The organism is Mobiluncus curtisii subsp. curtisii ATCC 35241, assembly GCF_000146285.1.
Lineage (GTDB): Bacteria > Actinomycetota > Actinomycetes > Actinomycetales > Actinomycetaceae > Mobiluncus > Mobiluncus curtisii.
The window spans coordinates 1,992,468-2,008,305 of record NZ_GL385912.1 but is presented as its reverse complement, the minus strand read 5'-3'; the positions used below and the strand labels follow the sequence as shown (position 1 = coordinate 2,008,305).

The 15,838-nt window shown below is 54.7% G+C and carries 14 protein-coding genes; 12 read left to right on the top strand and 2 right to left on the bottom strand.

Annotated elements, in window-relative coordinates:
• The first annotated feature begins 36 nt into the window (after positions 1–36).
• Genes folP through HMPREF0574_RS08645 form a run of 3 tightly spaced genes read left to right on the top strand, consistent with a single transcriptional unit; the run spans position 37 to position 2,723 of the window.
• Positions 37–927, top strand: a complete 891-nt coding sequence (gene folP, locus HMPREF0574_RS08655) for a dihydropteroate synthase (RefSeq protein ID WP_004008370.1) — start codon at positions 37–39, stop codon at positions 925–927.
• Positions 928–942: 15 nt separating this feature from the next.
• Positions 943–2,241 carry a 2-amino-4-hydroxy-6-hydroxymethyldihydropteridine diphosphokinase gene (gene folK, locus HMPREF0574_RS08650; RefSeq protein ID WP_004008369.1) on the top strand — a complete coding sequence of 433 codons (1,299 nt, stop codon included), beginning with the start codon at positions 943–945 and terminating at the stop codon, positions 2,239–2,241.
• Complete coding sequence (locus HMPREF0574_RS08645) at positions 2,241–2,723, top strand: DUF3180 domain-containing protein (RefSeq protein ID WP_004008368.1); 483 nt, start codon at positions 2,241–2,243, stop codon at positions 2,721–2,723. Before folK ends, HMPREF0574_RS08645 begins: the two co-directional genes overlap by 1 nt.
• Positions 2,724–2,761: 38 nt before the next feature.
• Here the strand turns inward: HMPREF0574_RS08645 and HMPREF0574_RS08640 are convergent, their stop codons facing one another.
• On the bottom strand, positions 2,762–3,271 hold the full coding sequence (locus tag HMPREF0574_RS08640; protein ID WP_004008367.1) for a hypothetical protein: 510 nt from the start codon (positions 3,269–3,271) through the stop codon (positions 2,762–2,764).
• 84 nt (positions 3,272–3,355) lie between these two features.
• Here HMPREF0574_RS08640 and HMPREF0574_RS08635 point away from each other — a divergent pair, with 84 nt between their 5' ends.
• Both HMPREF0574_RS08635 and disA read left to right on the top strand, forming a co-directional pair.
• The gene (locus HMPREF0574_RS08635; RefSeq protein WP_236585936.1) at positions 3,356–4,168 is read left to right on the top strand and encodes a hypothetical protein; all 813 of its coding nucleotides are present in this window, start codon (positions 3,356–3,358) and stop codon (positions 4,166–4,168) included.
• A gap of 4 nt (positions 4,169–4,172) precedes the next feature.
• Positions 4,173–5,246: a DNA integrity scanning diadenylate cyclase DisA gene (gene disA, locus HMPREF0574_RS08630; protein ID WP_004008365.1), complete on the top strand. Its 1,074-nt coding sequence runs from the start codon at positions 4,173–4,175 to the stop codon at positions 5,244–5,246.
• A 33-nt stretch (positions 5,247–5,279) separates the two neighbouring features.
• Here the strand turns inward: disA and HMPREF0574_RS08625 are convergent, their stop codons facing one another.
• Entirely contained in the window at positions 5,280–6,275 is a 996-nt protein-coding gene (locus HMPREF0574_RS08625) for a CPBP family intramembrane glutamic endopeptidase (protein ID WP_004008364.1), read from the bottom strand.
• Positions 6,276–6,565: 290 nt separating this feature from the next.
• Here HMPREF0574_RS08625 and rpsL point away from each other — a divergent pair, with 290 nt between their 5' ends.
• The 7 genes from rpsL to HMPREF0574_RS08590 all read left to right on the top strand — a co-directional run bounded on the left by rpsL (position 6,566) and on the right by HMPREF0574_RS08590 (position 15,663).
• Positions 6,566–6,940, top strand: a complete 375-nt coding sequence (gene rpsL, locus HMPREF0574_RS08620) for a 30S ribosomal protein S12 (protein ID WP_004008363.1) — start codon at positions 6,566–6,568, stop codon at positions 6,938–6,940.
• A gap of 2 nt (positions 6,941–6,942) precedes the next feature.
• Positions 6,943–7,413: a 30S ribosomal protein S7 gene (gene rpsG / locus HMPREF0574_RS08615; RefSeq protein ID WP_004008362.1), complete on the top strand. Its 471-nt coding sequence runs from the start codon at positions 6,943–6,945 to the stop codon at positions 7,411–7,413.
• Between the two features lie 99 nt (positions 7,414–7,512).
• Positions 7,513–9,645, top strand: coding sequence for an elongation factor G (gene fusA / locus HMPREF0574_RS08610; RefSeq protein WP_036324454.1), 2,133 nt, complete (start codon positions 7,513–7,515; stop codon positions 9,643–9,645).
• A 209-nt stretch (positions 9,646–9,854) separates the two neighbouring features.
• Positions 9,855–11,051 carry an elongation factor Tu gene (gene tuf, locus HMPREF0574_RS08605; RefSeq protein ID WP_004008360.1) on the top strand — a complete coding sequence of 399 codons (1,197 nt, stop codon included), beginning with the start codon at positions 9,855–9,857 and terminating at the stop codon, positions 11,049–11,051.
• A gap of 179 nt (positions 11,052–11,230) precedes the next feature.
• Entirely contained in the window at positions 11,231–12,838 is a 1,608-nt protein-coding gene (locus HMPREF0574_RS08600; RefSeq protein ID WP_004008359.1) for an aldehyde dehydrogenase family protein, read from the top strand.
• 91 nt (positions 12,839–12,929) lie between these two features.
• Positions 12,930–14,555, top strand: a complete 1,626-nt coding sequence (locus HMPREF0574_RS08595) for an aldehyde dehydrogenase family protein (RefSeq protein WP_004008358.1) — start codon at positions 12,930–12,932, stop codon at positions 14,553–14,555.
• 124 nt (positions 14,556–14,679) lie between these two features.
• Entirely contained in the window at positions 14,680–15,663 is a 984-nt protein-coding gene (locus HMPREF0574_RS08590) for an ABC transporter substrate-binding protein (RefSeq protein WP_004008357.1), read from the top strand.
• Positions 15,664–15,838: the final 175 nt, after the last annotated feature.

Here is a 15,838-nt window from a genome sequence, read left to right as displayed (position 1 = left end):
GCTGTTTTAAATTACAAAACTAAGGAGTAATCGGTGATGACCGTTCCCATGGATACACATCCTGAGCCATCGGTATCGTCTCTGCCAGACTATCTGTGCCCGCCACGCACGTTGGTAATGGGGATTTTGAACGTAACCCCGAATTCCTTTTCTGATGGGGGAAAATGGTTTGATTCAAGCCAGGCAGTAGCGCATGGTTTGGAAATGGTGGCACAGGGAGCTGACCTGATTGATGTGGGGGGTGAATCCACCGCGCCCGGTCGCAAACCGGTGGAGGTTGAAGAAGAAATCGCCCGTGTCCTGCCGGTGATTTCGAAACTGTCAGAAGCGGGGGTGACTGTTTCCGTGGATACTCTGCATGCGGAAACTGCCCAGGCGGCCGCGGCGGCGGGAGCCAGCATCATTAACGATGTTTCGGGTGGCATCGTGGATGACACCATGTTTGCCACCATTGCCACGTTGCAGTCACGTTACCCGCAGCTGAGCTACATTTGCCAGCATTGGCGGGGCAGTCCTGAGGTAGCTAACCAGTTGGCAGTTTATGACAATGTTGCTGCGGAAACCTGGCGCGAGGTGGAGTCGCGCCTGGAGCTAATGCGCCACAGCGATATTGATATGCGGCGAGTCATCATTGATCCCGGTCTGGGGTTTTCCAAAGTTGGCGAACAGGATTGGGAAGTCCTGGCTAACCTCGAGGTGTTTTTACATCGGGGCTACCCGGTGCTTCTCGGACCATCGCGGAAACGATATTTGGCTGACTTGGAAACAGTCGCGAGTGACCGGCATGCCCGTGACGATGCCACCGCGGCAGTTTCTATGTTTTGTGCGCTGCACAAGGTTTGGGCAGTGCGGGTACACAACGTTGCCCCGGTGGCAGTAGCTGTCCAGGCGGCAGCTCGCCTGGACGCCCACCGCCATTCTTGTTGAGAGGCAGTTTTGAAAATGACTTTGCATAATGCTTCCAATTCGGATTTTTCCCAGGAAATCCGTGGACGTCAGGTTGACGTGCTTGACTCATTAGACGGGCTCGATTCCATTACCTTGCGCGGAATTTTCGCGCGGGGTATCCATGGAGTTTTGGAATCTGAGCATCACGCTCCGCAGGATTTTTCAGTCGACCTCACCTTGTGGTTTGATTCGCGCCGGGCTGCCAGCTCGGATGACGTCGCCGACACCGTTGACTACTCGGTCGTGGCAGAAAAGATTGTCGCGGTCATTGAGGGGAAAAGTGCCGCTCTGATTGAACGTCTGGCTACGCACATCGCCTTGTCTGTATTAGAGGACTCGCGCATTGCAGCAGTCCAAGTCACCTTGCATAAGCCACACGCGTGTCTCAACGTGCAATTTGAAGATGTGGCGATACGCATTTTGCGTACTCGGTCAGATTTTGAAGCACACCAGGCTGATTTTCCGGTCAATCTGACCCAGCGTCCGGATCAGATTCGCCCCGCAGTTTTAGCTTTGGGTGCGAACTTGGGCAATCCGCTGGCAACCCTGCGAGAGGTCGTGGCAACCTTGCAGTCTGCCCCAGAGTTTGAGCGCGTGGAAGTCTCACCCCTGGCACGGACTCGTCCGGTGTTGCAACCCGGTGCTGCCCCGCAACCAGATTATTACAACGCAGTGGTGCGAGTATGGTCGCGGTTGTCCGCCGTAGAGCTGTTAAAGCTAGCGCATCATCTTGAGGATAGCCACGGGAGAGAACGCCCTTATCGTTGGGCAGCACGCACTTTGGATGTTGACGTGATTGACGTGGAAGGGGTCGTTTCGGCAGATTCTCGTTTGGTCTTGCCCCACCCGCGAGCCGCCACGCGGGCGTTTGTCCTGGTGCCTTGGTCGCAGCTGGACCCGCAGGCAACTTTGGAAGGTCGCACTGTCGCCAAACTTGCAGCGTGGGCACAAGACGTCGACGGTATCGTGAACCTGTGGGCAGACTGGCTGGAAACCAATCTAGATACGGAATCGGCAAAACCGGCGTCAAACCTTTCTGCTGCTGGTTCTTCGGGTACTCCCGAAGTTTCTCCGCGGAGCGATTCTCCGGTCAGGGACCGTGACAGTTTCGGTCTGCCGTCTTGGCAAGCCGCCTTGCCCCAGACTGAAGCCCGGCCTCGCGTGGTCGACAATGACACTGAAATCGACATTATCCGTCAACAATCAGTCGCTCCTGCCGCGAGTTCTCTTTCCTCCGCATCGCCCGCGGTTCCGGTACCGGAGTGGAAACGGGTCAGGAGACGGCGGCACTGATGAGTCACACGAGACCCGTCGTCCTGGTGCTCCTGACAGTGGTGGTGGGAGCTCTAAGCGCCACGTTGCTGAACTTCCTGTACAACCAAGGCGCCTCGCTGCCGCGTGATGGGGTGGAGTTTGGCTTAGTGGTCCTGATTATTTCTCTCTTGAGCGCGTGGTTGGCAGCGCAGGTGCAGCGCCTCAAGAAGCGCCAGTCGACATGGATGAGTGCGGTGGGGGCTGCTCGGGTGGCGGCGTTGTCTCTCGCTCTGTCGCACACTGGTGCCATATTCTTGGGCTATTTTGGGGCGCAGACTCTTTTCATACTGGTAAACCTGGGAAATGATGCCTTAGCGGATATGTTATGGAAAAAGATAGTGGCGGTCATTGGTGCGGTACTGATGACCATCACGGGGCTGGTAGTAGAAAAAATCTGCACCATTGACCCGAAGGATCCGAAATCTCAGTCCTCGCCTGGGGCAACTCCGGAAGCTGCTTGAGATTCCGGGGCAGAGGTTTATCGAACCGGCGCTGGGAATCAGTTCGTTTGTGCGTCGTCAATCAGATAGCCCGTTGCAAACAGCAAGGAGATGGGGATAGCTTGGCGAGTATGAGCCAATTTCACCCCGGACAGACGGCGGCGCTCACCCCGGCGGAACAACCAGAATTCAAACCAAATACTGCATCCCAGCAAGACCGTCCCGAAAGCTCCCAGAAGCATCAGTACGCGCCAATCCAGATTTTTCGGATCAAATTTCACATTGTCGCTGGTCATTTCCCAGGCCTCTTGATCGGGGCTCTCCGATGCGATGTCGTCTCGTACCGCGGTGACAGTATCCCGTGCTACCAAAGCGGTCAAAGCCGTTAGGGCGGGAATAATGCCCAATCGTACCCATGCTCGTGGTTTCTTCTCCGTGAAAAAATCAGGGGAGGCATACCAGGCAAAAGTCAGCAGGGAGCCGATACCGGTGATGGCGAGTTGGTGGGGGGTAACAATCTTGTGGCGGGTACCCCTGACGGAGGACTCGTGCCTTGTTGACGCGCTCATGAAAACTCCTTTGTTTTGACAAAATTCTAACAACTAACGGCGTGGACTTTCGGGTTTTGCGTCTCTAAGCCGTAACTTAGGAGCATGACTGGCACCGGGACAGATGAGAATCGCACAGCGCGACAACCGCGCACAACGGTGTCCCGAAACGGCAGAAACTCAGGAACTGTCCCAACACGTCAGACACCAGCGCAGGCCGCCGCTAAAAAAGCAAAAAAACGCGGGACATCGCGTCCTCCGAAGTACACTAAAGCCCAAATTCAGCGCAATCGTTTGATTGCCCTGGCGATTGTCATTCTGGCAATAGTGGGAATGGTGGTTGCGATTCGTGAAGTCGCTGCCGCATTTACCCGGTGGCAAGCGACGCAGGCCGCAGAGGCTAAGGCTTATCAAATGCGGATGGAAGAACGCACTTTTCCCGCGCCACAACCCTGCGCGGACAAATCCTTGGGAATCACCCTGACCCATCCCAACGCGGTGCTTACCGTCGGAGCTGGAGATCAAGCCGAAATGGTCGTGCACAATACCGGTAAAACTGCCTGTACCGTGGTGATTGACCCCGCGAAAGTGGGGATCCAGATTATTTCGGGCAACCAAATCATTTACAACTCGACTAGCTGCCAACCCGCGGATGCCCCAACCCGGCAACTGTTACTGGATCGCGGCATGACCTGGAAACAGACCCTGAAATGGGACGGTAAGATGCAAAATGCAGATTGCTCGCCCGCTAGCGACGCGGCAGCTGCCGGTACATACCGCCTCAATGCGGTGTGGAACGGAGCCGTTACCGGGACAGAAACGGTCTTTGCCATCCAAGATCCACCCCCTGCTCCCAGCTCAGCGCCGGAAAGCGCGCCGGAAACCAGTCACGAAAACACCACGAAAACAGTAGGATGAGATTATGAACGATGCGCAGAGATTCCGGGAAGTAATCACCATGCTGGCTCCTGGTACCGAGCTGCGCGACGGTCTGGATCGAGTCATCCGGGCACATGCTGGCGCCCTGGTAGTTCTGGGCTATGAAGACCACATCAAGCGAATCTGTTCAGACGGTTTTGAGTTCGATATTGATTTCTCGGCTACCCGGCTGCGGGAACTGTGCAAAATGGACGGTGCTGTCATCATCGATCCGAACAAATGGCGGATTCGTCGGGCTAACGTCCAACTGCTCCCTGACCCCTCCATCCCCACCACAGAATCCGGAATGCGCCACCGCACCGCGCATCGTGTCGCGGTGCAGAGCGGCAACCCGGTCATTGCCGTATCGCATTCTCTGCGGGCAATTTCGCTATATCTGGGCAATAAGCGCTATGTGCTGGAAGACCCGGAGACCCTGCTGACCCGCGCCTCTCTGGCGATTGATACCTTGGAAAAGTACCGGATTCGATTGAACGAAGTTTCAGACTCGCTCACCACCATGGAAATCGACGACATGGTCACCGCCCGTGACGTGGCACTGGTGGTGCAGCGTCAAGAAATGGTACGCCGAGTCGGGCATGAAGTCTCCGATATGCTCATTCAGCTAGGTGAGCACGGTCGTTTGCTGAAAATGCAGCAAGCTGAACTGATGCGTGGCTTTGCAGTGAACCGTTCCCTATTGATTCGTGACTACATGCCCGATGAATACTCAGAGGAAAAGATTGTCAATCGTCTGGGCGAACTGGATGATGCAGAATTGTTGGATTTGAGCCTGGTCGCCCGCATCATCGGAGTGAACGGGATGGGTTCAGAGATCTTAGAGATTCCTTTGAGTGCCCGCGGTTTGCGGATGCTGGCGCGGATTCCACGTCTCCCTGCTCATATTGTCGAGGCGATTACTCGCCGCTGGGGGACTTTGTCCGAGCTGCTGGAGGTTTCCACCGAGGAGCTGATGGAAATCGAAGGCGTGGGACCGGGGCGTGCCCAAATCATCCATGACAGTCTGGAACAGGTCGTCGAGAACTCTGCTCTGGAGCGTATCTCGTCACACAGTTAGGGGTTTAGTGGGGTTGCCGCATAAGTGTGGAGCTTAGGCTTCCGGTTGGACTGACGGGGTAGTTTGATTGTGTGACGGTGTCCCGGCGGAGTCTGCAGGGTGACGGCGCATTCGCAGCACGATTAGCGTTGTCGCGACCAAGCAAACGATGGCGGTTAAGAAAGACCCCTCCATTCCGACACTGCCGCCGGTAATCCACTCGGGACCGACAAAAGTGCCTTGCAACAGACCACGTTGTTCCCCGGTGCCTGATACGACTGATCCCCAAAAAGACCCCTGCACCGCGTTCCATCCAAAGTGCAGTCCGATGGGGAACCATAAGCGTCGTTTCCACAGGTAGGCGGCCCCCAGTAGCGGTCCACCACTGAGCGCTAAGGCAACTACGCCCATTCCCGTCATGCCGGGATTCATCAGGTGGAGTCCACCGAACACCACGGTGGACATGACCAGCGCCCACACCGGTCCCCACGCCCGATCAAACAGGCGCACCATCACCCCGCGGAACAGCAGTTCCTCCCACACGCAGGACACTAGACCCATAGCTATGCCCAGTCCCACGCCGGGTTCGACACTGACCTTTACCAACTGCCAGTGCCCGCTGACCCACAGCAGCAGCATCGGGAGACTCACCAGCCCTGCCCCTACGGCGATTCCCGCTAGGGTTTCGGGCAGGGCAAACTTGGCAGCCAGCTCTGACACGGGACGTTTCGCTAGTTGACCAACCAAAAAACGATAGACAGCAATCTCTGCAACACACAGAATCAGACCGCAAATCCCCAGGGCTACAGGGGTGTCAAAGACTTCCCGAGGAGAGCTGCCGGCGTGTGTACCAGCGCGGTAGATATGCAGTGTTAAACCCGTGACCAGCAAGTAGACCCCAATCAGAGCCAGGGGCAATAAAGTTGCCTGCATCCATACGCCTTTTTCTCCGGTGAGGCGTTCCGTGGCGGCGCTTGCAGCCAGAAGGGGACTCTTCGCGCCGGGTTCTAAAGGTTCGGGAAGTTCGGGTTTTGGCTGGTTGTCGCTCATGGGTTCATTTTAGTGCAGCCAGATTTTGCCCGCGTGTTGACTGGTTTTGTTGCAGTCAAGCTGTTTTGGTAAGATTTCTCTTTGGTGTCTGTTTTTAGCCACCCAGAGTCGTGCGAAGAAACTCGTGCGAACAGCGGGCTCGCTCCGTTCGAGCTCCGGACGCAACCTGAAATGCCGTTCTTGAATCAAGGACCCAAAGGAAGGCGGACCGGCCCCCGGACGGTACAGCTATGTCCGCGGGGCGGCTATAAAGCCTTAGATTCCAAACATATTCAAGAAACGGAGTTACTGTGCCTACTATTGAACAACTTGTCCACCAAGGACGTACCAGCAAGCGCACGAAGTCCAAGACCCCGGCCTTGGCAGGCTCTCCGCAGCGTCGTGGTGTGTGCACTCGTGTGTACACCACCACCCCGAAGAAGCCGAATTCGGCTCTGCGTAAGGTCGCACGTGTGCGTCTTTCTTCCGGCATCGAGGTCAGCGCCTACATTCCCGGCGTTGGTCACAACCTTCAGGAACACTCCATCGTGCTGGTGCGCGGTGGTCGTGTGAAGGACCTCCCCGGTGTGCGCTACCACATCGTGCGTGGCGCTCTCGACACTCAGGGTGTGCGCGACCGCAAACAGGGTCGCTCCAAGTACGGTGCGAAGAAGGAGAAGAAGTAAGAATGCCTCGTAAAGGACCGGCGCCTAAGCGCCCACTCATTGCTGACCCGGTGTACAACTCTCCGCTGGTCACTCAGCTCGTCAATCGCGTCCTGCTGGACGGGAAAAAGTCTGTGGCTCAGAACATCGTCTACGGTGCGCTGCAAGGCGTGGCTCACAAGACCGAGCAGGACCCCATCGTGGTGCTTAAGCGCGCGATGGAAAACATCCGTCCGCATCTGGAGGTCCGTTCCCGTCGTGTCGGTGGGGCGACGTACCAGGTTCCGGTGGAAGTTAAAGCTTCTCGTGCGACCACTCTGGCGCTGCGTTGGTTGGTGGATTTCTCCCGTCAGCGTCGCGAAAAGACCATGACTGAACGTCTCATGAACGAAATCTTGGATGCCTCCAACGGCTTGGGTGCCGCGGTGAAGCGCCGTGAGGACGTTCACAAGATGGCTGAAGCTAACCGCGCCTTTGCCCACTACCGCTGGTAGTCGCCGGGCAGTCGCTAACCGTAAGTTCCGGTTGCAAGTCAGCACCGAGGGACTTTTGGAATTACAAGAAACAACAAACACTAACGAAGGGACATGCCCGTGGCACTTGACGTGCTAACTGACCTTAAGAAGGTCCGCAACATTGGCATCATGGCACACATTGATGCCGGTAAGACGACCACGACGGAACGCATCCTGTTCTACACCGGAATTAACTACAAAATCGGTGAAACTCACGATGGCGCTTCGACTATGGACTGGATGGAACAGGAACAAGAGCGCGGTATCACCATTACCTCCGCGGCTACCACCTGTTTCTGGAACAAACATCAAATCAACATCATCGACACTCCCGGACACGTGGACTTCACCGTTGAGGTGGAACGTTCCCTGCGTGTTCTGGACGGCGCGGTAGCAGTGTTCGACGGTAAGGAAGGCGTGGAGCCGCAGTCCGAAACCGTGTGGCGCCAAGCTGACAAGTACAACGTGCCGCGTATCTGCTTCATCAACAAGATGGACAAGCTGGGCGCTGACTTTGATTTCTCGGTTCAGACCATCATTGACCGCTTGGGCGCTCGCCCGGTCGTGATGACTTTCCCGATGGGTGCCGAATCCGACTTTGTCGGTGTAGTCGACGTTTTGCGTCAGCAAGCCGTGTACTTCCCCGAGAAAGACGCTGATGGCAACGATACCAAGGGCGCCATTGTCGAATACAAAGACATTCCCGCAGAATACCAGGAAAAGGCCGCAAAGTATCTCGAAACCGCTACCGAAGAGGCTGCTGAAGCCAGCGATGAGCTGATGGAAACCTACCTTGAGAACGGTGAGCTGAGCGTTGACCAAATCAAGCAGGGAATCCGGGCGCGTACCATCCGTTCCGAAATTTACCCGGTCTACGGTGGCTCCGCTTTCAAGAACAAGGGCGTGCAGCCTTGCTTGGACGGGGTTATCGACTATCTGCCCTGCCCGTTGGACGTCGAGGAGGTTCGTGGTTTCCGTCCCGGTCACGAAGAGGACGGCGAAACCGAATCCCGCAAGCCTGACGAGAATGAGCCTTTTGCCGCCCTGGCTTTCAAGGTGGCGGTGCACCCGTTCTATGGCAAACTGACCTACGTGCGTGTTTACTCTGGTAAAGCCGAACAGGGCACCCAGATTTACAACTCCACTAAGGGCAAGAAAGAGCGTGTGGGCAAGCTGTTCCAGATGCACTCCAACCACGAGAATCCGGTGGAAGTTGCACACGCTGGTCACATCTACGCCTTTATCGGTCTGAAGGAAACCACCACCGGTGACACCCTGTGTGCCATTGATAAGCCGATTGTGCTGGAATCCATGACCTTCCCCGACCCCGTGATTCACGTGGCAGTGGAGCCGAAGTCAAAGGCTGACCAGGAAAAGATGGGTACTGCTATCCAGAAACTGGCAGAAGAAGATCCGACCTTCACCGTGCGTTTGGACGAGGAAACCGGTCAGACCGTTATTGGCGGTATGGGTGAGTTGCACTTGGACATCATCGTGGACCGGATGAAGCGCGAGTTTAAAGTCGAAGCTAACGTGGGCAAGCCCATGGTGGCTTACCGCGAGACCATCAAGAAGAAGGTCGAGAAGGTCGAATACACCCACAAGAAACAGACCGGTGGTTCCGGTCAGTTCGCTAAGGTGCTGGTGACATTCGAGCCGCTGAGCGAAGAAGAACGTGCCGAAGGCAAGACTTATGCCTTTGAAGACAAGGTCACCGGGGGTCGTGTTCCACGCGAATACATTCCTTCCGTTGACGCAGGCATCCAGGAAGCTATGGAATCCGGCGTGCTGGCTGGATACCCGATGGTGGACGTGAAGGCAACGCTGGAAGACGGCGCTTACCACGAAGTTGACTCGTCGGAAATGGCTTTCAAGATTGCCGGCAACATGGTGTTCAAGGAAGGCGCCAAGAAGGCGAACCCCGTCATCTTGGAACCCATCATGGATGTGGAAGTTCGCACCCCCGAGGAATACATGGGCGACGTCATCGGCGACCTGAATTCCCGCCGCGGCAACATTGCTTCCATGAACGACGGCCAGGGCGTGAAGGTTATTCGCGCCAAGGTGCCGCTGTCAGAAATGTTTGGTTACATCGGTGACCTGCGTTCCAAGACGCAGGGACGCGCGGTGTTCACCATGCAGTTCGATTCCTACGCCGAGGTTCCGCGTTCGGTTTCCGAAGAAATCATCGCCAATAACCGCGGTGCATAAGGGTTATTTTCCCTTTTCAGAGTGTCCCCGGAACGTTCGCCGGGTACGTCTCGACAAGAGCCGGGGACACTCTTGGGAAAACTCACAATATCCGCAAGAAGAAGAAATCAAGAAAAACTCAGGTAGGAAAATCCGTAAGATAGTGGTAATCTGACATCTGCTTATTTATTACGGAGCAAAACTACCTAAATCCAGGAGGAAAGAAAGAAGTGGCACAAGGCACTTATACTCATGACAAGCCGCACGTTAACGTCGGCACCATTGGTCACGTTGACCACGGCAAGACTACTCTGACTGCAGCTATCACCAAGGTGTTGGCTGATAAGTATCCGGATTTGCCCGCAAACAAGTTCACCCCCTTCGATCAGGTGGATAACGCTCCCGAGGAACGTCAGCGCGGCATCACCATCAACGTTTCTCACGTTGAATACGAAACCCCCAACCGTCACTACGCTCACGTGGACGCCCCCGGTCACGCCGACTACATCAAGAACATGATTACCGGCGCGGCGCAGATGGACGGCGCTATCCTCGTGGTGGCTGCTACTGACGGTCCGATGGCTCAGACCAAGGAACACATCCTGTTGGCTAAGCAGGTTGGCGTGCCCTCCATCCTGGTCGCTCTGAACAAGTGCGATTCTTCCGATGTGGACGAAGACATGCTCGAAATCGTCGAGGACGAAATCCGCGATGACCTGGAGAAGCAGGGCTTCGATCGTGACTGCCCGATTATCCACGTTTCCGCTCTGAAGGCCCTGGAAGGCGACCCCGAGTGGACCAAGAAGATTGAAGAGCTCATGGAAGCGGTCGATACCTACATTCCTGAGCCTGTTCGTGACCTCGACAAGCCGTTCTTGATGCCTATCGAAGACGTCTTCACCATTACTGGTCGCGGTACCGTAGTGACCGGTCGTGTGGAACGCGGCAAGCTACCGTTGAACGCCGAAGTGGAAATCGTAGGTATTCGTCCTACGCAAAAGACCACCGTTACCGGTATCGAAATGTTCCACAAGTCCATGGACGAAGCCTACGCCGGCGAGAACTGTGGTCTGTTGCTGCGTGGCACCAAGCGTGAGGACGTTGAGCGCGGTCAGGTTGTCTGCATTCCTGGCTCCGTGACCCCGCACACCAAGTTCGAGGGCAAGGTCTACATCTTGAAGAAGGACGAAGGTGGACGTCACAAGTCGTTCTACGACGGCTACCGCCCGCAGTTCTTCTTCCGCACCACCGACGTGACCGGTGTTATTCACCTGCCCGAAGGCACCGAAATGGTTATGCCTGGCGACACCACCGAAATTAGCGTTGAGCTGATTCAGCCTATCGCTATGGAGGAAGGTCTCGGCTTCGCTATTCGTGAAGGCGGTCGTACCGTTGGTTCCGGTAAGGTGACCAAGATTATTGCGTAATTACCTACGGTAGATTACACAGCGATGGGCAGGAAACGTAGTTTCCTGCCCATCCTGCTATTAACTTAAAGAATCCGTCAAAGCCCATAATAGCTTCCCACCTTAGCTATAATTGGTGGAGCTGTTTTTTGTAACTTTCCATCGACAGGCAGAGAGGGGTCGCGGTGCGTTCTGGTGTCTTGGACGACAGATTCTTTGCTACCTTGGCAGAATTTTTGTCCTGGATGCACGGCCCCCGCAAAGACGTGGTCGATGTGGAATCGGGACGACTGCTGACTAGGGTAGCTACGGCTTCTCCCGAAGATGCCCAAGAATCGCTGATGACAGTGCAGGCTGCCCAGGTGGTCTGGACGGAGATGGGGCCCTTTGGACGTGCCAAGGTCTTAGCTCGCTTTTCCCAGTTAGTGTGGAAGTTTCAAAATGAAATGGTCGCCCTGTCGCAAATGCTCAGCGGCAAATCATTGATTGACTCCCATGAGGAATTTCTAGATGTTTTGTCCACTGCGCGAAATATTAAATATAGCAGCCGCCGTTTAGGTAAACGGCGAGCTGGTAGGGGAGTGCTGCCAGGTTCGCGGTGGCGGGTCTACCAGCGGCCCTTGGGCACCGTGGGAATTTTTACGTCACCAGAGTGGCCGCTTTCTTCAGTTAACGATGTCCTCCAGGCGATTGCGGCAGGCAATGCTGTAGTCAATTTTGTGACTCCCCAAGCCGCTTTGGGTGCCGTATTGATGCACGCCATGCTGGTGGATGCAGGGATGCCTTATGGCTTGTGGAAAATCATTCCGGATACGACTTCCAAAGCAGGTCGTTCGGTAATTCCCGGTTTGGATATGGTGTCAGTTTTAGGCTCAGAAAAACTGGGACGCAGGATTTCACGAGTTTGTCAGGAATACAAGGTTCCTTTCAAAGGTTTCCTCCAAGTGCACAATGTCGGGGTGATTAGCGAAGACTGTCGTTTTGATCATGCGGTTCGGGCAATGGCACGTGCCGGTTTCCAATTCGCAGGGCAGTCCGTGAACGGAGCCGAAATCATCTGGGTACAGGAGTCTATTTTTGATTACTTTAAACTAGCTTTGAAAGATTTTGTGTCTGACCAGGTCACCATTGGTTCTCTGGATTCCGCTGACACTACTATGGGACCGATGTTGACCCCTCAGCGGATACAGAGAATGCAAGAGCTGGTGGACGATGCGGTCCAGCGAGGAGCCGAGCTGGTGCTCGGGGGCTATGCTGCCCCGGAATTGGGACCGTCTTTCTTTGAACCGACCATCCTCTCCAGAGTGCCACAAGATGCCGCGCTTTTTGAGAGCGAAGTGCACGGACCGATCATCTATCTGCAACCTTTCCAGGATCTCGCGGAAGTATCACGTTACTTAGGGACTTCACGACACAGTTACTGTACCTATCTGTTTACCGAATCCGAGTCTACGATGCGTGATTTTGTCCACGCGGTTGACGGCGCGGCGGTAGTCATTAACGATTCCTACATGAGTCTGTACTCGACATGGAACGCTCCGATTCAAGGTATCAAGAACACCGGTTCTGGAATCCGTCATGGGGCGGAGTCAATTTTGCAGTATTCCCGCGTGCAATCCGTGACCAGACAAGAAGGTCATCCCTGGATCTCAAACGACCTACAGCCCGGTAACAGGATGGAACGATGGAGCTTTTTCTCCAGTCGCGCCGCGGTGATTGCTTCGATTCTGTTCACCGACACAGCGATTGCCTATGCCTGGCGCAATATGTGGCACCACATTAAGAATCGAATTCACGGTCCAGTTTAGAACCGCTTTTGTCTCATCGTGCCCCGCATAGCAACGATTTGGGGACTAGCTCGACAAACGAGGCAGTAGACTACAACAGAAAGGAGGAGACATGGAATACCCCAAGGGCATTAATGACAAGTTCGTACAAGCCCTGCTGGATGCTGGGCGTAGTGAGAGTGGCGCTGAGACCCCGGTTTACAACGTCCAGACGTGGGAACCATTTGGAACTATCCATTGCTCCACCTTTTCCGAAGGGGAACAATCTGTACTCCGGGCTCATGCCGTGAGTGATCAGTGGTCACAAGAGGGGTTTTACGCGCGTTCGCGTATCCTATATCGTTTTTTGAAACAGGTGGTGCGTCATTACGGACCAATTATCGGTCTCAATCAGCTGTTGAGTGGCAAATCCTGGCTGGATGCCTCCGCGGAATATTTCTACATGATTACCCAGGTGCGAGGCATTAAACGAAATCTCAAGTATCTGTGGAAACCGCGTCGAGGTGCGGGTACTGTCCCCCGGTCCACCTACCGGGTTTGGTACAGGCCGGTAGGAGTAGTGGGGATGTTCACTTCTGCAGACAATCCAACCTCGATGGTCTGCGACATCCTGAATCCTCTCATGGCAGGTAACGCGGTGGTCAACTTTGTGACCCCCCAGGCAGCTCTGGGATCTCTGCTGATGAAAGCAATGTTGGTGGAAGCCGGTATGCCCGAAGACGCGTGGCGTGTCGTGGTCTCGGATTCTTCACAGTTTGGGATGAAGTTCATCCCGGCTCTGGACTACGTTGCAGCTATCGGATCGAACCGGATGTGTCAACAGATTTCGATGGAGTGTGCGCGCCATTCGGTCCCTGTATCGTGCTTTGGCGGGATTAAGAATATTGCGTTGGTGATGGATGACGCGAAACTGTGGGATGCGGCGAAAGCCTGTGCCCGTTCGGCTTTCCTCAATGCCGGACAATCTATAAATTCTGTCGAGATTATTTTCGTACATGAATCAGTGCGAGAACCCTTCGAACAGATGATGCTCCAATACACCCAGGAACAGATTCGAGTGGGTCGATTCACGGACCGACACGCCACTATGGGCTCCCTGATGTATCCCAGTCGGGTTAAGAAATGCGAGAAAGTGGTGAAACTTGCTCTCGATAACGGTGCTCGGGTGCTGATGGGGTCTCACCCGCGTCCGGAGATTAGCCCGACTTTCTTTGAACCGACCATACTGTCGAATTTGCCTTACGATTTGGACCTCTTAGAGACGGAAGTGTACGGTCCCTTGGTGGCGCTGTTGCCATTTGAGGACATCACAAGTGTGGTTCGTTTGGTGACGGGGTCCCGGGTGATTGACTCTGCCTCTGTCTTTACCCGTGATATCGATTTCGTGCGGAACCTGATTAACAATGCCGAGTTTGCCACGGTTAGTGTCAACGACACGTATTTCTCGATGGACATGTCGTGGAGGGCACCGATTCAGGGTAAAGGCGAAAGCGGGCAGGGGATACGTCACGGTCTGGAAGCGATTTTGCAGTACACCCAGGTTTTTTCAGCTGCGCGTTTAAAGAGCATCTCTTGGGTGCCCAAGGATTGGCGTTCTGGAAACTGGACTGAACGCCTGACTTTCTGGTTTATGGGTTTCTATTCTTGGCTGTCGCGTAACGTGACTGACACAGTGGTCGCAGACGGAATCAGGGCTATCCTCCGGTGGATTCGTGATCGGTTTGTCGGTCCGGTGTAATTTTCCGTATTTAGACCAGGTGCGGTCCATCGCAGCGCTGTTCGCTATATGAGACAAGTTGTTTTCAAAACATGAATGGCGTTATGGTGAGTTTCAATATTCACCCAAACGAAGGATTTTCCTGATGCGTAGAATAATTGCCTCAATATTTGTCGGTGTAGCCGCGTTGGCGCTGGCGAGTTGTTCGTCTTCAGACGGTGCCAAGGGAGGTGCTGCCGGTGGTGATGGCGGATACAAAGTCGCCATAGCCCAGTACGCCAGTTTCCCGCCTTTGGACGAGGCAGTAGCCGGGTTTAAGGACGCGGTGCAACAGGCGGGACTGGATGTTTCCTATGACGTTTCCAACGCGCAAGGGGATCAGACCAACGTAAACTCCATTGCTTCCAAGTATGCCTCCGGCGATTACGATTTGGTGTTCGCTATCGCCACGCCTATGGCTCAGTCCATTGCTCAGAACGTGGTCGATGTTCCGGTGCTGTTTACCGCGGTGACAGACCCGGTGACAGCGGAGCTGGTCAAGTCTAACGAAGCGCCGGGTTACAACGTGACCGGCACTACGGATATGAATCCGGTGGCTCAACAGATTGACTTGGTCAAACAGGTGATTCCGGATGCTCACAAGATTGGCGTTATCTATTCCTCAGGAGAGGTAAACTCCCAAGTGCAAGTCAAAATGGCGAAAGCTGAAGCCAAGAAACAAGGGCTGGAAGTAGTGGAAAAAACCATCACCAACACTGCTGAAGTCCAACAGGCTGCGCAAACCCTCACCGGGGTAGACGCCATTTATATTCCTACCGATAATACTGTGATAGCTGCTTTGGATTCCGTGCTGCAAGTGGCAGAGGAAAAAGGCATTCTCACGGTGACGGGGGATACCAGCTCAGTTGAAAACGGGGCAGCTTTGACCCTGGGTCTGGATTACCGGGAACTGGGTCACCAGACCGGGGAAATGGCAGTAAAAATTCTGAAAGGTGAGGTCCAGCCGAAAACTATGCCGGTAGAGTCTCAAAAGAAACCACAGCTGGTGGTGAACCCCGAGGCTGCCAAAAAACAGGGACACCCTCTTTCTGACGAACTGTTGGCTAAAGCCGATAAAACTATCAAGTAACCAATATCTATAGACAAAAGCCCATCCAGCTAGAAAGCGGGGTGGGCTTTTGCGGCGTTGAAAGACGCGGTATTTTGGGGCGCTATTTTGGCTGGAGTGTCAGCCTCGTGTTTAATGAGTGGATAAGCGACCCCGAAAACGTAACCGGGGAACCTTTTGAATACATGTAAGGATT